The organism is Streptacidiphilus rugosus AM-16 (assembly GCF_000744655.1).
GTDB classification, from domain to species: domain Bacteria; phylum Actinomycetota; class Actinomycetes; order Streptomycetales; family Streptomycetaceae; genus Streptacidiphilus; species Streptacidiphilus rugosus.
In genome coordinates, this window is the sequence record NZ_JQMJ01000004.1 from 616,339 (window position 1) to 635,458 (window position 19,120).

Sequence of the window (19,120 nt, forward strand, 5' to 3'; positions counted from 1 at the left end):
CCACTGTTCGATCAGCAAGTATGCCCCCGCGTTCGGCGGGTGACGAGCGTGCCGCGGTCCATGCCCGTTCGCGCGTCGGCGCGGCCGGTGCACCCGGAGGGGTGCACCGGCCGCGCCGGTCCGGTCGGACGGTCAGGGCAGCTGCCACTGCTGGTTGGCGGCGGCCGTGCAGTCCCAGATGATCAGCTGGGTGCCGGCCGGGCCGTTACCGGAGTCGTCCAGGCACCGGCCGGACTGCGGGTTCTTCAGCGTCCCGTCGGCCTGGGCCTGCCAGACCTGGTTGGCGCCCCCGTTGCAGTCCCACAGCTCGATCTTGGTGCCGTTGGCCTTCCCGCCGCCGGTGATGTCCGTGCACTTGCCCAGCGTGCGCAGGGTCCCGTCGGTGCCTACGGTCCACTGCTGGTTGGCGGCGCCGGAGCAGCCCCAGACCACGATCGGGTTGCCGTTGGTGGTACTGGCGCCGGAGTCGTCGACGCACAGGCCGTTGATGCCGGTGATCGGGCCGGTGGGCCCGGTCTTGTCAATGCCGATCCGGACCTTGCCGAGGTGGCTGACGGTCGTCGCCGGGGTCCCGGTGAGCTGGGCGAAGGTCATGCCGGACACTGGTGCGGCGACCGGCTGGACGAGGTAGGAGTTGCCGGCCGTGGTCGGAACCGAGAACTGGGAGGCGGTCGTCGGGGCGACCACGACGGTGGACTCGTCGGTGCCGTCGACGACCTCGACGCTCTGCCCCGGCCAGGGGTTGCGCATCGTGATGGTGCCGTTGGAACCCGCGTGGATGCCGACGGTGCCGATCACACCACCGTGGACCTGGACCGAGACGGTGCTGCCGCCCTGGATGTACTGGGTGCCGTCCGCGTCCCAGCCCGGGGGCAGGGCGGGGGCGATCCGCAGCAGACCGTCGTAGTCCTGGACGAGGGATTCGTTGACGGCGAGCGCGACGTCGGCCGCCTGCTCGATGTAGGGCTCAGTGCCTCCGGACTGGCCCCAGAGGTTGGCCATGCCGGTGGGGTAGGTCTGGTACGTCTGGGTCAGCGCGGTCAGGTCGGCGGCGACCGACGAGCCGAGCCCCAGGCGGGCGGCGTCGACGGCGTCGAAGCTCCAGTCGTTGGCGTGGACGTTGACCCGGCTGTTGTAGGTGCGCTGGGCGAGGGAGGTGAGCGACGAGTTGTCGCCGACCAGGCCGTAGGGCCAGACCGCTTCGAGGTCGTCGTTCTCGGAGTTGTTGACGGCGGCGGTGGGCTGCGAGGACTGGCCCAACACGTCGGTGCCGGAGGCGTCGGCGGAGGCGGTCAGGTTCTTCTGGTGGGTGGCGGCGTCGGTGCGCGGGTAGTCGGGGATCTGCCCGATCGCCGTCTGCAGCTGGGAGACGAGCGACGCGTCGGTGTTGAGGGTCTGGGCGGCGGCGATGGTGGCGGGGAACAGCGCCTTCATCGCGTCGATCATGTTGACCGGGTCCAGGACGTTCCACTGGTTCTCGTGGGCGTTGGCCACCGCGTGGCGCTTTCCGTCGGCTCCGACGGTGGTGTACGCGAGCAGGAACTCGCTCGCCTGCTGCATCAGCGGGTAGTTCGCGGTCAGGAAGTTCCGGTCGTTCGTGGTGAGGTAGGTCTGCCAGGCCCACAGGGCGATCTCCGCGCCCGAGGAGACCGTCCGGCCGTTCCAGGTGCTCAGGGCCTGGTCGCAGGAGGCGTCGCTGAAGGGGCTGCTGTCGTCCTGGAAGCCGTTGCCGTTGAAGCGCATCGTCTCCGGCACGCAGATGCCGGGGAGGCTGCTGCCCATGTAGGTCTTGGTCCAGGCCTGGATGTTGGCGAGGTTGGAGGTGTAGAGGTTGAACACCGGAGTGTTGAGAGCGGAGGCTCCGGCGCCGATGTTCGCGGCCACCTGGCCGCGCAGGTTCCAGAACCAGTAGGCGGCCGGGTACCAGTTCTGGGTGTCCTGCGAGAAGTTGAACAGGTCGCCGACACCCGCCTGCGAGCCCGGGAGGGTTCCGCGGGACTCCTCGGCGGTGGTGAAGTAGTAGAGGGTGCGCAGCTTCTCCATGTAGTTGGCGGTGCCGTCGGCGGAGGAGAGCTTCACCAGGCCCAGGTTGGCCCAGAAGGTGTGCCACCAGGCCAGGTGGCCGGCCTCCAGCGAGGCTGAGGTGGCGGACGCGTCGCTGCCGAGCAGGGCCGACGCCGTGGCGGCCGGGTCACCTCCGGCCCAGTGCGGGCTGCCGACGATCACGCGGAAGCTGCCGTCCGCGTTCGGGGTGAAGCTCACCTTGACCGTCCGGGAGTCGACCACGGACGCGCTGACGTTGCGTCCGCCCGCCGTGAGCGCCGCGAGGGAGCCGAAGGTCTTGCCTGAGCCGGTGGTGGCGTTGTTGTCAGCCCAGGTCTCGGCGAGCGTGGCAACGCTCCCCGAGGCGGCGGCGGTCGGGGTACGGCCCGACCAGAGGTTGACGGTCGCGCTCTGGGCGGTGTTCGGGTTGGCCCCCGTGACGTCCACGACCAGCTCATCCTTGTCGGCACGGACGTAGACGGTGGCCGTCATCCCGCCGCCGGACTCGCGCAGCACGCCGTCGTACGGGTCCACGGCGCCGGTGAAGTCCGAGGCGCTGGTGATCTGCGACAGACCCGGTATCTGCAACCAGCCCGGCGACTTCCGCCCCGGGAAGGTATCGGCCCGGTTGAGCTGGGCGGTGAAACCGTTCGCGGCCCACACCGCCGCGCCCAGGGTGCCGTTCCCGAGCGGCATCGACTGGGTCGCCGCCGTGTTCGGAGCGCCGAGCACGATGTCGGCCTCACGGACAAGGTTGGCGGCGTCGACCGAGAAGCTTCCGTTGGTCCAGGCGGTGGAGGTCGACGCGGCAGAGGCCGTCCCTGGCGACCAGGCTCCGATCGGCACGCACAGTGCGAGGGCGACAAGCGCCCTCCTGATCGTTCTTCTCCGCATGAGCGGGTCCTCTCCTGAGAAGGTGCCTCGTTCTGTGACACGAGAGCCGCCCGCGGTGACGCAGATTCCCGTCAAGCCTGAAGCAGTCGGGGGCGGTGGTGATCGCGCGAAATGCTAACGTCCGATGTCCTTCTCGCGTCAAGATGCTCGCAGCAGGAAAATCGCAGGAAGAGGCATCGCCTAGAGCCAATAACATCCGATGTATTGACCGTCAGTCAGGACTGAGATGCTGCGGCGGTCGGGCCGAGGTCGGGGCCCGCCCGCAGTTCCACGGTGAGCGGCTCGGCGGTCCCGGTGAGATCCAGGACCAGGACCTCGTTGGTGCCCGCGCGCCACAGCGGCGCGGGGGCGTAGAGGGTGATCTGGGGGCCCCGCTCGGTGCGCAGGCGGCCGAGGAGGAAGCCGTTGACCCAGACCAGGGTGCGGCCACTCCCGGGGACGGCAACGAAGGCATCGGCCGGCTCGGGCAGGGCCACGACGGCGCGGTGGACGACCGGACCGCCGTCGACGCCCACGACGGAGACGGGCGCGATGGGCCCCTCGGCCTGGGAGGCGAGGAACTCGCGCCAGCTCGGGCCGGCGCGGCGCGGGGCCGGGTCGATGCCGGCCGCGTGCAGGATCTGCCACACCGTGGACGGGGCGATCGAACGCCCCAACGTGACCAGCTCGCCCTGGATCCGCCTATGGCCCCACCGCGGATTCTCCTGTGCCAGCGCAGCACCAACTGCTTGAGCGCAGCCGCCGTCGGAGGGCGGCCGGTGCATCGGCGTCGGCGTCGGCGTCGATGGGAGTAGTCCCACCGCTTCGCGATCAGCCTGCGATGCCACGCCAGCAGTGTCCCCCGGGTCCCGGCTGATCTACGCGATCCGCGAATACCGCGGCCGCAAGGACAAACCGAAGGGCTTCGGCTGGCGCGACTTCCGCGACCTGATCGTCCGCGCCCGCATCCAGCTCGGCGGCCCGATCGTGCTGGTCTGGGACTACGTCCGACTCCACCTGACGGCTGGCATGCGGGAGTTCATCGACATCGGCAACCTCGCCGCAGCCGACCTCAGCCAGATCACCCAGGCCGTGAAGCGCCGGCTCAAGAAGATCCAGTACCGCCCGGACCTCGTTGACGGCTGCCTCTCCGGAACCGGGCTCACCCTCGCCTGACCGGCCGAGACGGCCGTCCCGTCTTCACGGACAAACGACGGTCGCGGCTGAATCGGGCGGATAGAGGTCGAGCACGATGTCCAGTCCGAGTGCACCGACCTCGGCGAGCAGGCGTGCGGGCAGGACACAGCCTCCCTGATCGTTCTCGCTCCCTCGGCCTGGTGCTGCTGGTCTGCGTCATCCTCTGAGGGGCGCTCAAACGCCGGGTCACCTTCCGGTCACCCGCTGCGCGCTCCGCTGGCGGGGTCTGGCAGTGTGACCCCTCATGAACCGCCCCCTCGCCGCAGCCACGACCGTCGCGCTCGCCGCCGTCCTCGCCGGCTGCGCCACCACCTCGTCCAGCAGCCCCCAGCCGGAAAAGACCATCACCGTCGGCAGCATCGAGTCGGCAATGGCTCTGCCCGCGACACCGACCGCAGCCGCCAGCAGCACGGCCATGTCCTCGACCGCCTGGTCCAAGGTGAACGGAGACCTGATCGGCACACTGCAGGCAGACATCAGCAGCGTGTCCACCGACCAGCACGACAGCAGCAGCCTCCCCACGGACTGCCTGGCTCTCGACACGGACTGGCAGAACGCCCAGAGTGCCCCGCCGATCCCGAACGCGGCGGCACAGAAGACGTGGAGCGCCGCCCTTGCCGCGCTCCACACGGGCTGGTGGAACTGCAACGGCGGGTTCAGCGACAACAAGCCGTCCGAGGTCTCAGCGGCAGTCGCCAGCATCCAATCCGCGGCCCCGCTGCTCGCCGAGACCAAGCGATACCTCGCCGCGGCGGAGTAGGTAGACAGGCCCCGCCGTTTCCGTGATCGCCGCGCCGGGTACCGTGCTGCTCGAACGCGCGGTTCCGAAGTCGCTTCACCAGCAGTCCAAGGACCGGGGCGATCAACACACAGGGGTACTGATCAGACAGCACCCCGCGTCCCGGAACGGGAAGAGCATGGCTACCGGCACCGTGAAGTGGTTCAACTCCGAGAAGGGCTTCGGCTTCATCGAGCAGGCTGGTGGCGGCCCGGACGTCTTCGCCCACTACTCCGCGATCACCGGCAACGGCTACCGCGAGCTCGTCGAGGGCGAGACCGTGACGTTCGATGTCGAGCAGGGCCAGAAGGGCCCCCAGGCCGCGCACATCGTCCGCGGCTGACCACAGCAACGCAGAACGCCCCGGCTGCCCATCAGGGCGGGTTCTAACGATCCCCGCAACACTCTGAAGTTCAGGGAGTTGCGGGGATCGTGGATTTTGAGGACTTGAGGGCGCGGTTCTTCGAGGCGTTGGACCGGGAGAACGGCAGCGTTGCGGGGGCTGCTCGGGCGGTTGGGGTGAATCGCTTTACGGCGGCTGCCTGGGCGCGGAAGGCCGGCGTCCGTGGCCGCGGGAAGACAGGCACGAGTGGGCATCCGGGTCGGGCGGAGTACGAGCGGCTGCGTGCGGCCGGAGTCCGGCGCCGTGAGGCCGCCGCGCAGGCTGGCGTCCATGAGCGCACTGCTGACGACTGGGACCGTGGCATCCGGCAGATCGGTCACTCGCGCTTGCATCCTGACGGGCGCCGGATCGACTACAAGACCGGTGTGACCACCATTGTTGCCGCCTCGTCGCAGCCGTCTGCTGCTGCGGTCGAGGCCGCGCTGCACCCCAGGTTCCTCACGGTGACCGAGCGGGAGCTGATTGCCGATCTGCACCGTGAAGGCCGGTCGCTGCGCGCGATCGGGCGGGCACTGGGTCGACCGGCCTCCACGATCAAGCGGGAGGTCGACACCAGGTCGGTCGACGGCGTCTACCGGCCGCACCGGGCCCAGCGGGCATGGGCCGGGAGCAGGTCACGCCCCAAGGGCTCCAAGCTCGCCCTGGACGGCCCACTGCGCCGGTTCGTCGCGGACAAGCTGCAGGAACGGTGGTCGCCCGAGCAGATCTGCCACGCTCTGGTCATCGAGTTCCCCGACGACGAGGGCATGCGCGTGAGTCCGGAGACGATCTACCAGGCGATCTACGTCCAGGCCCGTGGCAGACTGCGCCGCGAAGTCGCGGCCGCGTTGCGCACCGGGCGCACCCGCCGCAAGCCGCACCGCAGCCCGGACCAGCGCACGTCCAGGTTCGTCGACGAGATGGTGATGATCTCCGAGCGTCCTGCCGAGGTCGCCGACCGGGCGGTTCCCGGCCACTGGGAAGGCGATCTGATCGTCGGTCCCCGCAGTGAGAGCGCGATCGTCACTTTGGTCGAGCGCTCCACCCGCTACGTCATGTTGGGGCATCTGCCCGGCGGGCACACCGCCGGGGAGGTCCGCGATGTGCTGGTGCCCTTGATCCAGGCCCTGCCCGGGCACCTGCGCGGCTCGCTTACCTGGGACCAGGGCTGCGAGATGGCCGCGCACAAGCAGTTCACCGTGGCCACCGGAGTGCCGGTCTACTTCTGTGACCCACACTCGCCTTGGCAGCGCGGATCGAACGAGAACACAAACGGCCTGCTGCGGCAGTACTTCCCGAAAGGCACCGACCTGTCCGTGCACAGCGCCGAAGACCTCGAACACGTCGCCCAGCAACTCAACGGCCGGCCACGCAAAACGCTCGACTGGAAAACCCCAGCCGAGCGCCTGCGTGATCTACTGACGACCACGTAGACCGTCAGGTGTTGCGAGGACCCCAAGAATCCGCCGGGCTGGGCGTCGGGGGCCTTGTCGTCGGGAATCTCTGCTGCGGGAGACCCTCGCTAGCAGCCGGTGCCGTAGACCACGGTGGCTCGGTATGTCGACCGGGGGTTGCCGCTCTCAGCCCACACGTCAACACACAGGTAGCCGGCCGACGACGGTCCGTAGTAGTAGTACCCGACCGAGTTCTTAGCTTGATCTTTAACCGGCGGCCGTTTGTTTCGCGAGATGAGCCTCGAGCGTGAGTTCGCGTTTTACGGTCTTCCCGACGTCGTAGCGGGGTGCTGGCCTGCGGTTCTTTGAGCCCGGCGGGCGCCCCGGGCCGGGGCGTGTCGGTTGCGGCACACCCGCCGGAGAGACGGTCTTCGCGTGGATGTGGCGGAACCCGCGTCGGACCCGGGCTGGCGTGAGCCTGTTCGGCGGCGCCGGCCGCTCCCAGGGGCGTCGTAGGTCGGCTGCGAGGGGGCGGGCCAGGCGGAGCTGGGTGTAGGCGACGATGACCAGCCAGGTCCACAGGTCTGCGCCGTCGGGGTGTCGGATCTTGGGTGCGGTCCAGCCCAAGGTCTGTTTCAGGAAGCGGAAGGTGTGTTCAAGATCGAATCTGCGCAAGAACGCCTGCCACCGCACATCCATCTCCGCGCTGGTCAGGGCGGCTGCCGAGGACCACAGCCACAGCGGCTTGGCCTCTCGTTCACCGGGCAGGCGCTCGACCTGCAGTCGGATCAACGTGCCGTGCAGCACGGGGAGTTCGGCGTCGGTGTACTCCAACCATGGTCCGCGACGCTGCAGCCGGGGGTGCATGTGATCCCACGCCAGCGCCTCGGCCTTGCCGTAGCGGGTGGTCTCGGTCCGGCTGGTGGCATCGGGAGTGTGCCAGGTCTCGGGGCGGGCGAAGGTGAGCACGCCGCCGTGGCGGCGCGGACGCCCGCCGCGGGCGGTGGAGCGGGGCGGGCCCGGATCGCGAAGCATGACGCGGTCCGAGCGCAGCCGCACCACGATCTCCACCGGCAGATCCGCCAGCACGTGGGCCAGGCGTGCGCCGTCGTAGCCGGCGTCCATGACGATCAAGATGTCCCCTTCGGTCTCCTTCCAGTGGCCAGCGGCAATCAACCGCTCGACAACGTCGCGTAGTTGGGTGGCAGTGACGGCGGTGGCGTCGTCGGCAGGCCCCAGGCGCACTGCGTCCAGCAGGGCGACCCAGGAGGTCCGCCCGCGCTCCACCGCTGCGACGAAGGAGTAGGGCCAGCCCGGCACGAACTGGTCACTGGCCCGGCCGCCCCGGCCGTAGCAGTGGCAGAACAGCCGATCGCTGCTGGTGGGGGTGTCGGGCCGCAGCCAGTTGGACACGTCCACAGCCAGCACGATCCGCCCGTCGGCCGCCCTCGGCAGCGGCAGGTTCGCGAGGGTGCGGCGCAGCCGTGTCGGCTCCAGCCAGCCCCGGTCCAGCGCGGCGTACAACGCGCCGTGCCCGCGCCGGTGCTCGACCGCCAGGCTGAGCTCGACCAGGGTCTTCACCGGACTGTCCACGCACAGCACTGCGTCGGTGAGCTCGAAGAGCGAGTCCGCACGGGCGTACAAGCAGTCGTAGAACTCAACTCGAAAGCGGGACAACAGGCCCAACGCGTCACCAGCGGACGGAACGAGGGGCAGACTCATATGCGGCGGCCGTTCTCTCGTGCTTCATGACTCGACATCTCGAAGCGTGGAGAACGGTCGCCCTCGTTGTCCCGGGAAGAACCGCAAACCAGCAGGTCGGGTGACCTGCGAGGTTAAATTTCAAGCTTAGGCACGGTGATGGTCTGGTTCGAGGAATTGGTCAGCCCATCAGAAGAGGAGTAGCTGGCCACGCCGCGAGGGTACTGACGGATCTGGATGTAGCAGTCTTCCACGTCGCTCTGCTGGTAGATGTGCGCGGTGACGGTGTTGCTGGTCCAGTTGGTCCAGGCGTAGCAACCCTGGCCGGCGGTGTCGAACTGCCGGGCCCAGTTGCCGCCGTACTGGATGTCCGACGCCGACGCCGAGGTAGGCGCGATGAGCAGCACCGCGCTACTGGTTGCAGCGATTAGACTGGTCTTCAGGGTCTTCGAGAGCCTGGCCATGAACTTCCCCCGATTCAGTTCGCCGGGTCGCTCCCGGCTCGATCTGTGTCCTGCGCCGCGAGATCTTTCCGGTAGGGGCCGCTAGGAGCAAGGCACTTTCGCGCCGCCGGCTTGTCTGGTTCAGCCCCACGTCCTGAGCTTGATCTTTAACCGGCGGCCGTTTGTTTCGCGAGATGAGCCTCGAGCGTGAGTTCGCGTTTTACGGTCTTCCCGACGTCGTAGCGGGGTGCTGGCCTGCGGTTCTTTGAGCCCGGCGGGCGCCCCGGGCCGGGGCGTGTCGGTTGCGGCACACCCGCCGGAGAGACGGTCTTCGCGTGGATGTGGCGGAACCCGCGTCGGACCCGGGCTGGCGTGAGCCTGTTCGGCGGCGCCGGCCGCTCCCAGGGGCGTCGTAGGTCGGCTGCGAGGGGGCGGGCCAGGCGGAGCTGGGTGTAGGCGACGATGACCAGCCAGGTCCACAGGTCTGCGCCGTCGGGGTGTCGGATCTTGGGTGCGGTCCAGCCCAAGGTCTGTTTCAGGAAGCGGAAGGTGTGTTCAAGATCGAATCTGCGCAAGAACGCCTGCCACCGCACATCCATCTCCGCGCTGGTCAGGGCGGCTGCCGAGGACCACAGCCACAGCGGCTTGGCCTCTCGTTCACCGGGCAGGCGCTCGACCTGCAGTCGGATCAACGTGCCGTGCAGCACGGGGAGTTCGGCGTCGGTGTACTCCAACCATGGTCCGCGACGCTGCAGCCGGGGGTGCATGTGATCCCACGCCAGCGCCTCGGCCTTGCCGTAGCGGGTGGTCTCGGTCCGGCTGGTGGCATCGGGAGTGTGCCAGGTCTCGGGGCGGGCGAAGGTGAGCACGCCGCCGTGGCGGCGCGGACGCCCGCCGCGGGCGGTGGAGCGGGGCGGGCCCGGATCGCGAAGCATGACGCGGTCCGAGCGCAGCCGCACCACGATCTCCACCGGCAGATCCGCCAGCACGTGGGCCAGGCGTGCGCCGTCGTAGCCGGCGTCCATGACGATCAAGATGTCCCCTTCGGTCTCCTTCCAGTGGCCAGCGGCAATCAACCGCTCGACAACGTCGCGTAGTTGGGTGGCAGTGACGGCGGTGGCGTCGTCGGCAGGCCCCAGGCGCACTGCGTCCAGCAGGGCGACCCAGGAGGTCCGCCCGCGCTCCACCGCTGCGACGAAGGAGTAGGGCCAGCCCGGCACGAACTGGTCACTGGCCCGGCCGCCCCGGCCGTAGCAGTGGCAGAACAGCCGATCGCTGCTGGTGGGGGCGTCGGGCCGCAGCCAGTTGGACACGTCCACAGCCAGCACGATCCGCCCGTCGGCCGCCCTCGGCAGCGGCAGGTTCGCGAGGGTGCGGCGCAGCCGTGTCGGCTCCAGCCAGCCCCGGTCCAGCGCGGCGTACAACGCGCCGTGCCCGCGCCGGTGCTCGACCGCCAGGCTGAGCTCGACCAGGGTCTTCACCGGACTGTCCACGCACAGCACTGCGTCGGTGAGCTCGAAGAGCGAGTCCGCACGGGCGTACAAGCAGTCGTAGAACTCAACTCGAAAGCGGGACAACAGGCCCAACGCGTCACCAGCGGACGGAACGAGGGGCAGACTCATATGCGGCGGCCGTTCTCTCGTGCTTCATGACTCGACATCTCGAAGCGTGGAGAACGGTCGCCCTCGTTGTCCCGGGAAGAACCGCAAACCAGCAGGTCGGGTGACCTGCGAGGTTAAATTTCAAGCTGAGATGGGGCTCGGTGACGACACCCTTCGAGCCCGTCACCGCGACGGGCTCACCGCCTTCGAAGGCGCCCGGGAAGGGCGAAGACCCCGGCACCCGCCGGGGTCTCTCGCTCGATGGCGTCGGTTACTTGAACCAGTAGCGGACGCCGTGGTGGTGGGAGCAGGTGCCCGACGAGTGGGCGCTGTAGGAGAGCGTCCGGTCGGTGCACTGGGCGGTCTCGTAATTGTTGGCGGGCCGCTGGTGGTGGCTCCAGCCGCACAGGCCGGTAGTGTGGGCGACGCAGCGGTGCGCGGTGTTCGTGGCCGGCAGGGCGGTGCTGGCGTGCGCGGCGGCAGCGGGGGCGAGGGCGATCGCTGCGGCCGTGGCGACGGCCGCGAAGGTACGACGGAGCAAGGCGTCTCCTGGGTGGCTTGAGGGTTGAGGAGAACCTATCGGCTACCAGGGGACCCTTTCGGGCAATCCGTCGAAAATCAGCGGTTGGGGGCACGGCGACGAACACCGCCGCCCTTGCTGCCTGACGGACCTCCAACGGGTGAAGATCGTTCACTCCGTCGGGTTTGCGCGCGGTTCGCGGGCCAGTAGGCCCAGCTGCGGCCAGTACCGTCGGGTGCCCGTCTACTCGGGAGTGATCACCTCATGATTCGCCTGTCCACGCTACGGACCCTCACCTGCCTCACCGCCGCCGGCGCGCTCCTAAAGTCATCGCCGCAGCTCAAGTCACGTACTGGTACTGGTTGATGACTCCGCCGAGGACACGGATGCGCAGAAGCCTGCGCGGCGCGTCGACGGGCCAGTCCCGCGGCTGTCTCGAGGCTTCGGGTGGCCGTTGGTCTCGCGATCGGTGTGGTCGGTGGGCGTTGTAGTGCTCCTGGTACTCGGCGAGGACGCGTCGGGCGTGGGCCTCGTTCATGACCAGGACGTGGTCGAGCGCCTCTCGGCGGATCGTGCCACGTCCATGCCGTCGGCCTCGAAGACACCATCGAAGGCATCGGTGTACTTGCTGTCGCGATCCCGCAGCACGAATCGGAGCGACTCGGCGCGGCTGCCGAGGTCGGCGGTGAGGTTGCGGGCCTGCTGGGCTGCCCACTGTGCGGTGGGGTGGGCGGTCACGCCGGTGATGTGGAGCTTGCGGGTGCCGTGTTCCAGGAACGCCAGGGCGTACAGCCGCCTACCGGTGATGGTGTCGATGTGGAAGAAGTCCGCCGCGATGATCCACTCGGCCTGGGCGGTGAGGAACTCGCGCCAGCTCGGGCCGGCGCGGCGCGGGGCCGGGGCAATGCCGGCCGCGTGCAGGATCTGCCACACCGTGGACGGGGCGATCGAACGCCCCAACGTGACAAGCTCGCCCTGGATCCGCCTATGGCCCCACCGCGGATTCTCCTGTGCCAGCGCAGCACCAACTGCTTGAGCGCAGCCGCCGTCGGAGGGCGGCCGGTGCTGTGAGTGCCGATAAGTCATCCGCCCAGGTCAAAGGCACGGCGGCCCCTGTGCAGCGTCAACCAGTCACGCAGATTTTGAACGCGTTCGCCTCGGCCCCTCTGGACCGCGTGGGAACAGCGCACTGGGTACGTCCAAAGTCACCTTCCCCCGCTCCTGGCACAGCCCGCTGACCGGCGCGGCTAGGGGTCAGCACGACACCCAGGGGCTGGCCTCCGTTGCGAAACGATCTCGAAACGGCACAGCTCCGGAGCCCCCTTGCGGTGATCCGGCATCGGAACACCGCGGGGGCGGCGACGTCTCTGCGTCCTTCTCAAGGTCGCTCATGGGCAACAGTCGCACCGCGGCGAAGGCATGGGTCACCGCCAGAAGGCGAAGCCCCGCAACACGGGTGATCATCCTGCCGAACCAGGCTCCAGGGCCCTGAGCTGCGTGGATGGCATTCTCGGCAGGCGCAGTCCAGTGGGCAAGTCAGTCGAGCTGCGCACGGCCCGGGTTGGCGGTGGCCGGCGCGTCGATGCGGTCCGACGCAAAGACGGGCTCGGACGCGGCGCGGCGCTGCTTCACCTGGTCGGCCTTCTGCCGCGCCCACTCGTGGTTGACCTCGGCCGCTGCGCCGATCTTGCGCCAGGAGAGCTTGCCTAGGGCGTGGGCGTCGGCGATGTCCTCTTCGAGGGCCTTCTCTGCTCGGTCGATGGTGGCGCGGCGCTGGCGGAGGCGCTTCTCCCAATCGATTTCGATCATACCGCTCATGGTCCCATGATCGGCGTCTATCTCCTAGACGGCAAAACTGTGTATGGAGTAGCCAGCGAGGCGCGTCCGCGCCACTCTAGAAGTGTCTACAAAATAGACACTCGGAACCCGCGTCGCACCATCGCCACCCGCACCGCCACCACCCACGCCCTCGCAGCTGGTCTCCCGATCCGCGAAGCCGCTCCGTCGCCGGATTCCTCCGGACGAACGCCACGAAGCTCGGCATCACCGGCCGCACCGTCCAGGTCCGCCGCCACGGCCGGACCCGCGACTACGCGATCTACACCCCCGCCCAGGTCTCCCTCATCGCCACCAACTACCGCCCCCGAAAGCCCGCCTACGAGACCGCCCGCCGGCACCTCCTGCTCACGGCCTGACCGGGGTCTCGCCCCCGTGCACAGGGCGGGTGCCCGCCTGGAACGACCGACCCCCGAGGCGCATGGTTGAGGAATGGGAGAGCAGCAGGGCAGACCGAGCCTGTGGCCGTCATGGCGTAGACGTGATGCCCTGGCCCTGATCCCTCTGGGCTTCATCATCGCGGTCACGATCTTCGACGTGGTCACCCCGGACAGCGTCCACTACGGAGTGCTGCTCATCCTGGCACCCATGATCGCGGCACTGGTTGGCGGCCCGTGGCTCACGGCCGGAATCGGGCTCTTGGCCGTGTGCGCCCAGGCCTTCATCGCCGCCCGCCTGGACGTGCTGAGCGTCCAGCGCGATGAGGCCATTCAAATCCTCGCCACCACAACCCTGTCGACTCTGGTCGTCCTCCTGTCCGAAATCCGCGAACGGCGCATGCGACAGATGGAGCAGATCCGGGCCGTATCGGAAGCAGCCCAGCGCGCCCTCATGCGTCCCCTACCCCACCGCCTCGGCTCACTGCAGGTTGCCTCGTTCTACCTGGCCGCAGCAGACCAGGCCGAGATCGGCGGCGACCTCTACACCGCCACCAGCGTCCGGGACGCCACCCGCGTGATCATCGGGGACGTGCGCGGCAAGGGCCTGCAAGCGGTCGGCGAATCCGCACTGCTGATCGGAGCGTTCCGCGAGGCCGCCGACAGTCACGCCGACCTCGGCGAGCTCGCCGCCGCGCTCGACCTCAGCGTCAGCCGATACCTGGCCGACTTCGTCGACGACTACGCCCACGCCGCAGAGCACTTCATCACCGCCCTGCTGCTCCACATCCCCGCGGGTGCCGCAGCCGTGCAGATCACCAACTGCGGACACCCGCCACCTCTCCTCCTCCACAACGGCACCATCCAGGTTCTGCACGCCACCAACCCCATCCCGCCACTCGGCATGCACCTGCTGGCCGTTACCGACTACACAGCCGACACCGTCGCCTTCAAGTCCGGCGACACCCTGCTGCTCTACACCGACGGGGTCATCGAAGCCAGGAACCCGGATGGAGAGTTCTACCCCTCGAAGAGCGGGTCGGCCAGTGGGCCAACAAGCCACCCGAGACGCTGCTCCGGCACCTCCAGCGAGACCTCCTCGAACACTGCGACGGGCGACTCGGTGACGACGCCGCAGTGATCGCGATCAGGCAACCCGACACGCAGGCCAGAGGCATATGGCGATCCCCTCGTCGTGATGGCGACGCACCGCCGACCTCCGGGGCGCAACCTCGGTGAACAAGCAGAATCGGCGTCGGACGCTGCGATCGCATGGGCGATGACGGACACGCCTGGGGCAGGGTCCCCCTCTTCCGCCGAGCCCCGCCCTGAGCCCCGATCGGGCGACGGCCGCCGCGCAGCCGCCCGACTACAGACAGGAAAACGTGACCGCCCTGCCACGCACCACGGCCACCGGCCGGACCTACCTGTCCCGCCTCCTCAGCGCCGCGCTGCAGCAGCCGATCCACGTCTTCCGCGAGCCGGGCAAGCCCGGCTCCGACGTGATCGAGCCCGCCCTGGACCGACTCCTCGCCGACGGCCTGGTCCAGCTCGGCGAGTAGGTTCCACTCAAGGGGAAGGCGGTGCGCGTCACCGATCTCGGTTGCGCCGTCCTCGCGGACCATGCGGAGTGACGCGCGAGGGCCGGCCCGCTTTGCCGCCCGGGGTCGACCCTCGCCGTCCGTCGGGCTGATCGCACCTACCGTGCGGGGGCGAAGACACCGTTATCACTTGCTCCGGTCGCGTCAGTCGCGACGGTCCACAAGCAGCACTTCGAACTCCTCCAGCGCGATCACGTTCATCGGCACGTCCGAGGTCGCGCGTGCCCGTGCGGCGGACTGGGCCCCGCGGGAGGCCACGAGTGCGTCGCGGGTGGCCCACAGGGTGCCGACGGATCCCAGGCCGGTTTGCCGGTCGGCGAGCAGTGCAGCCCCGGCGAAGCCCGGCGTCGACTCGAACCCGGGCAGTGCCGCAGTCCGGAACAGCTCGGACATCTGGTCCAGCTTGGCCGGGGGGATCTGGAATCGCCCGAGGCGGAAGCCCCCACCTCGCTCGACCTGCGGGTGGGGCGTGTACGCCAGCGCCTCTAGTGTCATGACAGACAGCGACGAGGCGAAGGGTGCCAAGAGCTCAGCGCGTCGCTGCCGCACGGCCTCGTTGCTGGCTTGCGCCGCCGCGACGCTGTCCCACCAGCTGCCCATCGTGATCTTGCCGAGTTCCCGGTCGGCGAAGAGCCCGTAACCCCGGTAGCCGGGCTCGTCGGAGAGCAGCTTGACGGCCTCGACCAGCAGCCCGTCCAGGGCCTGGTCAATCTTGCCCGGATCGCCTGTCACATAAGTCGTGCGCACGTACATGACTGGCCCCCAATCCTCCTTGACGTTTCCTGAATACGACGCTCCTCCTGTGAAGAAGTCGCCGCAACCAGGGAAGCAAGGGCGCCGCCCGAGCCCACGGGCCAGCGTGTCTTCCGTCCTCGGAAAGCCGGTTCGCCGATCGTGGCGGCAAATGCAGAGTGGCAAGAGTCTCGGCGGCACCCCGCCTTCTCTGAGCTTGCTCACGTCGCCCGCACGGAGGAGCCTCGAAGGTGACGAAGGAGGTCACCATGGCCACTGCCGCACCCGCCTTCGACGCCGACACGCTGCGTCGGGGCATTGAGGGACACACTCCCGAGACCCTGTTGTCCCTGTACCGGGACGATGCCGAGATCCGGCTCGTCAACCGCGACGCCACGCCGAGCCACCCCAAAGTCCTGCAAGGCCGGGACGCGATCGGTGCGATGCTCACCGATGTATACAGCCGCGACATGACGCACAAGCTGGAGCGCTGTGTGGTCCAGGGTGATCAGGTGGCCTTCAGCGAATCGTGTCAGTACCCGGACGGGCTGCGTGTTCTGTCCGAGTCCATGATCACGCTGCGCGACGGCAAGATCTCCGAGCAGGTCATGATCGAAGCGTGGGACGAGTGACGCGCGGAATCCCCAGGGAAAATCTCGTCTACAACCTCGCCGACGGCACAGCAGCCTTCACCGACGAGTCCGGTGAAACCGTCGAAGTCGCTCTCGCAACCGGCCAGACGATGTGGATGCCAGCCATGGACCACTCCACGCACAACCTCGGAGGCACTGAGGTCCGGGCGCTGCTGTTCGAGCTGAAGTAGCCACCCATCGATCTACGCTGAACCGATGAGCGGTCCGCCCCTGCCCGGCATCGACGCCAATCCCGAGCCGGACGCGAAGGCACGGCCCGTCTGTACCGATATCCGCCTCCCCGAACCGCCGCGCGGCGAACAGGCCGAGACGAGCCCCGGGCTCTGAACAGGCGAACCTGCTGGCCAGGGCCCTAGCCTGGAAGGTAGGGCCTTCGCGTCCCTCCCCCTCCCCGCACCGATCCACAAGTCCTGAGCATTGCTCCCGGGCCACAGCCCACTGGCAGTGGGCGGGTGCCCTCCGTGCCCGCTTCCCCGCTGTCCACCTCGAATCAGCCGTGCTGTTCATTGACGACGGTGACATCCTCACCGCCGCGGGAAGCGCGGCCGCACTCGACCTCGGGCTGCACGTGGTCCGCCGCGACCACGGCGCCGAGGTCGCCAACTCCGTGAGCCGGCGACTGGTCTTCGCGGCGCGCCGCGACGGCGGACAGCGGCAGTTCGTGGAGCGTCCCATGCCCGACCTCCTCGACGAATCGCTGGCCCCCGTCCTTCCTGGGCCCAAGAGCGGCTCGACGCACCACTCACGGTCTCCGACGTCGCGGCGCGAGCGGCGGTCAGTCCGGCGACACTGCACCGCCGCTTCCGGGCGCAACTGGGAACGACTCCCTTGATGTGGCTCACGGGCGAGCGGCTCGCCTTGGCGTGCCGCTTGATCGAGCGGGGCGAGTCACGATTCGAGATCGTCGCACGCCGAAGCGGGCTGGGAACGGCTACCAGCCTGCCATCGCTCATGCGTCGCGAGACAGGTATCACTCCGTCGGCGTACAGGCACCGGTTCGGACCCGAGGTGAGCTGACGGCAGGGACGTCCGTCCGTGACGACGGGCGATGGCACCGACCAGCCCCGTTGGACGGACGGGTCCCATGTCGCCAATCCGCTCCAATCCGGCCGTGATCGGCCTACTGCGAAAAGTAGTTGACCTCGGGAAGCGGAGTGTTCTGATGTCGAATCGCCTCGCCCGAGCAATTCTGGAGAAGCTGCCGCCCGAGCAGCGGGTCCCCGACCTCACCGCTCTCCGCTGGCAGGCACAGCGCGGGACGCCGACCACCTGCTGGTGGCCGGCGCCTCGTGGCTTGCCACAGCGGGCTGCGGCGAGGGCGGGCTCCGGGCCGGAGCGATGTCGCGCCCTGCCGCCGTCCGTCGCCGCATCGGGTACAACAGTGCTTCGTGACGCACCGTCGGTCAACTCGAAGAGCTGCCCCGGGAACCGGACGCCCGGTCAGCTGATGGACTGGATGCCGCTCCATCCGCCGGTGCCGACCGTGGTGCGGGGGCCGTCGACGGGGTTGCCGGTGGAGTCGGTGGCGCCTGCGTAGAACAGCAGGGTGCCGGTGCCGTCGTTGGTGGTGGCCCACATGTCAGCCACGCCGTTGCCGTCGGCGTCGGCCGCACCGGCGAGCAGCGGGCGGATGGTGGTGCTGTAGCTGTGTCCGTACTGGGTGCGGGTGCCGAAGCCACCACCGGCCTTGCCCGGGTAGAGCCACAGGTCGCCGGTGCGGGTGTCCCGGGCGAGCAGGTCGACCCGGCCGTCTCGGTTGGCGTCGCCGGGGGCCGTGATGGTCATGGGTGTCCAGCCGCCGCTGCCGATCAGCACGGGTGCGGCGACGGACGGGGTGGCGCCGGTTCCCTCTGCGTACAGCCACAGCTTGTCGTCGTGCGAGATGACCAGGTCGGGGCGTCCGTCCCCGGTGGCGTCGCCGATGCCCACGACCTTGGAGCTGGTGGGCAGACCGCTGGCGACCTTGATCGGCGCGGCGAGTGAGCCGTCGCCGCGGTTGGGGTAGACGCGCAGCTCGCCGCCGACGATGGCGACGACGTCCTCCAGCCCGTCCCCGGTCCAGTCGCCGCGGTGGGTCACCGAGGCTCCCGACCATCCGCCGGTGCCGATGACGACGTAGGACCCGAGACCGCCCTTGCCGTCGCCGGGGTAGAGGCGCAGATTACCGGCGCCGTCGACCGCGACGAGGTCGGGCTTGTCGTCGCCGGTCAGGTCACCGGGAGCGACGAACACCGTGTCCTTGATCCAGGAACCGAGGTCGTCGACCCGGGAACTCACGGCATCCGTACGTGTCTCGGTGTCGGCCGTCCCCAGGCACCCGCCCTGCCAGGAGCGGCTGTTGACCGCGGCGACCTCGACGCTGCCGCCCTGCTCCCGCACCAGCGGACCACCGGCATCGCCCTTGCAGATCACCGCACCCTGCGAGCCCGCGGCTAGCGCGACGTCGGAGCCGCTGACGCTCTGCACCGAAAAGAGCGAGGAGTGCAGCAGGTCGGGCACCCACTCGTCCTTGGTCCGGCCGAAGCCGGTGGCCCGCAGTTGCTCCCCCGGGCTCGGAGCGGTGGCCGCGATCCTGGCCGGAGCCACGTCCAGAACGCGGTGCGCCAGCTTGGCCATGACGACATCGCGGTCCGCGCGCGGGACCAGCTCCGTCACGGTGGTGACCGCGCCCGCGCTGGTGGACAGGTCGGTGCGCCCCACCGTGACGGTCGTGCTGAGCTTGGGCGGGCCGGCCGCCACCGCCATGCCCGGTGTGTCCGCGAAACAGCTCGCCGCCGTCAGCACCCACTGCGGGTCCACCAGCGTGCCCGAACACGCCCGCTGCGTGTCACCCTCGCCGATCACCAGCTTGGCGCTGTAGGCGTAGGCGCCGGCCGCGACCGGGTCGCCCGCGAGGGCGGAGGCGTTCGACATGGTCAGCACGGACGCGGTGAGCGCGGTCGACAGTATTGCGGCCGTGAACACAGCCCGAGCGGCGCTGGTGGACATA

At 69.1% G+C, this 19,120-nt stretch carries 17 protein-coding genes and 4 pseudogenes; 10 read left to right on the plus strand and 11 right to left on the minus strand.

Going from position 1 to position 19,120, the window contains the following annotated elements:
• Positions 1 to 132: 132 nt before the first annotated feature.
• The 3 genes and pseudogenes from BS83_RS46390 to BS83_RS43755 all read right to left on the minus strand — a co-directional run.
• Positions 133 to 2,937, minus strand: a complete 2,805-nt coding sequence (locus BS83_RS46390) for a ricin-type beta-trefoil lectin domain protein (protein ID WP_198035216.1) — start codon at positions 2,935 to 2,937, stop codon at positions 133 to 135.
• 215 nt (positions 2,938 to 3,152) lie between these two features.
• On the minus strand, positions 3,153 to 3,452 hold the full coding sequence (locus BS83_RS48555) for a hypothetical protein (protein ID WP_332262398.1): 300 nt from the start codon (positions 3,450 to 3,452) through the stop codon (positions 3,153 to 3,155).
• Positions 3,453 to 3,464: 12 nt separating this feature from the next.
• Positions 3,465 to 3,811: pseudogene (locus BS83_RS43755) on the minus strand (hypothetical protein); the annotation flags it as partial.
• On the opposite strand from BS83_RS43755, the pseudogene BS83_RS11685 reads away from it, so the two are divergent.
• The 4 genes and pseudogenes from BS83_RS11685 to BS83_RS11700 form a co-directional block, all read left to right on the plus strand.
• A pseudogene (locus BS83_RS11685) lies at positions 3,784 to 4,092 on the plus strand (IS630 family transposase); the annotation flags it as partial. The pseudogenes BS83_RS43755 and BS83_RS11685 overlap by 28 nt on opposite strands.
• 265 nt (positions 4,093 to 4,357) lie before the next feature.
• A complete protein-coding gene (locus BS83_RS11690) occupies positions 4,358 to 4,873 on the plus strand; it encodes a hypothetical protein (protein WP_037603692.1) in 516 nt (171 codons plus the stop codon).
• A gap of 157 nt (positions 4,874 to 5,030) precedes the next feature.
• Entirely contained in the window at positions 5,031 to 5,234 is a 204-nt protein-coding gene (locus BS83_RS11695; protein WP_037608705.1) for a cold-shock protein, read from the plus strand.
• Between the two features lie 278 nt (positions 5,235 to 5,512).
• Complete coding sequence (locus tag BS83_RS11700) at positions 5,513 to 6,706, plus strand: IS30 family transposase (protein ID WP_157597517.1); 1,194 nt, start codon at positions 5,513 to 5,515, stop codon at positions 6,704 to 6,706.
• Between the two features lie 228 nt (positions 6,707 to 6,934).
• Here BS83_RS11700 and BS83_RS11705 read toward each other — a convergent pair whose 3' ends face one another.
• From BS83_RS11705 to BS83_RS11730, 6 genes and pseudogenes are all read right to left on the minus strand, one after another.
• Complete coding sequence (locus BS83_RS11705) at positions 6,935 to 8,389, minus strand: NF041680 family putative transposase (protein WP_037603694.1); 1,455 nt, start codon at positions 8,387 to 8,389, stop codon at positions 6,935 to 6,937.
• Between the two features lie 113 nt (positions 8,390 to 8,502).
• Positions 8,503 to 8,832, minus strand: coding sequence for a hypothetical protein (locus BS83_RS11710; protein WP_037603695.1), 330 nt, complete (start codon positions 8,830 to 8,832; stop codon positions 8,503 to 8,505).
• Between the two features lie 146 nt (positions 8,833 to 8,978).
• Positions 8,979 to 10,433, minus strand: a complete 1,455-nt coding sequence (locus tag BS83_RS11715; protein WP_037600757.1) for an NF041680 family putative transposase — start codon at positions 10,431 to 10,433, stop codon at positions 8,979 to 8,981.
• 250 nt (positions 10,434 to 10,683) lie between these two features.
• Positions 10,684 to 10,953, minus strand: a complete 270-nt coding sequence (locus tag BS83_RS11720; RefSeq protein WP_037603696.1) for a DUF3761 domain-containing protein — start codon at positions 10,951 to 10,953, stop codon at positions 10,684 to 10,686.
• 319 nt (positions 10,954 to 11,272) lie between these two features.
• Positions 11,273 to 11,993, minus strand: a pseudogene (locus tag BS83_RS41685) (integrase core domain-containing protein); the annotation flags it as partial.
• 475 nt (positions 11,994 to 12,468) lie between these two features.
• Positions 12,469 to 12,750, minus strand: a complete 282-nt coding sequence (locus tag BS83_RS11730; RefSeq protein ID WP_157597125.1) for a hypothetical protein — start codon at positions 12,748 to 12,750, stop codon at positions 12,469 to 12,471.
• A gap of 450 nt (positions 12,751 to 13,200) precedes the next feature.
• Between BS83_RS11730 and BS83_RS11735 the strand changes: the two genes are divergently transcribed.
• Both BS83_RS11735 and BS83_RS45315 read left to right on the plus strand, forming a co-directional pair.
• Positions 13,201 to 14,286, plus strand: coding sequence for a PP2C family protein-serine/threonine phosphatase (locus BS83_RS11735; protein ID WP_051942948.1), 1,086 nt, complete (start codon positions 13,201 to 13,203; stop codon positions 14,284 to 14,286).
• A gap of 244 nt (positions 14,287 to 14,530) precedes the next feature.
• On the plus strand, positions 14,531 to 14,707 hold the full coding sequence (locus BS83_RS45315) for a hypothetical protein (protein ID WP_157597126.1): 177 nt from the start codon (positions 14,531 to 14,533) through the stop codon (positions 14,705 to 14,707).
• A gap of 183 nt (positions 14,708 to 14,890) precedes the next feature.
• Here the strand turns inward: BS83_RS45315 and BS83_RS11740 are convergent, their stop codons facing one another.
• Complete coding sequence (locus BS83_RS11740; protein ID WP_037603698.1) at positions 14,891 to 15,499, minus strand: antibiotic biosynthesis monooxygenase; 609 nt, start codon at positions 15,497 to 15,499, stop codon at positions 14,891 to 14,893.
• Positions 15,500 to 15,747: 248 nt separating this feature from the next.
• On the opposite strand from BS83_RS11740, the gene BS83_RS11745 reads away from it, so the two are divergent.
• The 4 genes and pseudogenes from BS83_RS11745 to BS83_RS11755 all read left to right on the plus strand — a co-directional run.
• Positions 15,748 to 16,110 (plus strand): nuclear transport factor 2 family protein, encoded by a 363-nt coding sequence (locus tag BS83_RS11745; RefSeq protein ID WP_037608706.1) that lies wholly within the window; start codon positions 15,748 to 15,750, stop codon positions 16,108 to 16,110.
• Entirely contained in the window at positions 16,098 to 16,301 is a 204-nt protein-coding gene (locus tag BS83_RS11750) for a hypothetical protein (protein WP_157597127.1), read from the plus strand. The genes BS83_RS11745 and BS83_RS11750 overlap by 13 nt, the downstream gene beginning before the upstream one ends.
• Positions 16,302 to 16,326: 25 nt before the next feature.
• The gene (locus BS83_RS48275; protein ID WP_269664849.1) at positions 16,327 to 16,458 is read left to right on the plus strand and encodes a hypothetical protein; all 132 of its coding nucleotides are present in this window, start codon (positions 16,327 to 16,329) and stop codon (positions 16,456 to 16,458) included.
• 97 nt (positions 16,459 to 16,555) lie between these two features.
• A pseudogene (locus BS83_RS11755) lies at positions 16,556 to 17,148 on the plus strand (helix-turn-helix domain-containing protein); the annotation flags it as partial.
• Between the two features lie 423 nt (positions 17,149 to 17,571).
• On the opposite strand, the gene BS83_RS43765 reads toward BS83_RS11755, so the two are convergent.
• On the minus strand, positions 17,572 to 19,119 hold the full coding sequence (locus BS83_RS43765; protein WP_084713377.1) for an FG-GAP-like repeat-containing protein: 1,548 nt from the start codon (positions 19,117 to 19,119) through the stop codon (positions 17,572 to 17,574).
• Between the last annotated feature and the right edge of the window lies 1 nt (position 19,120).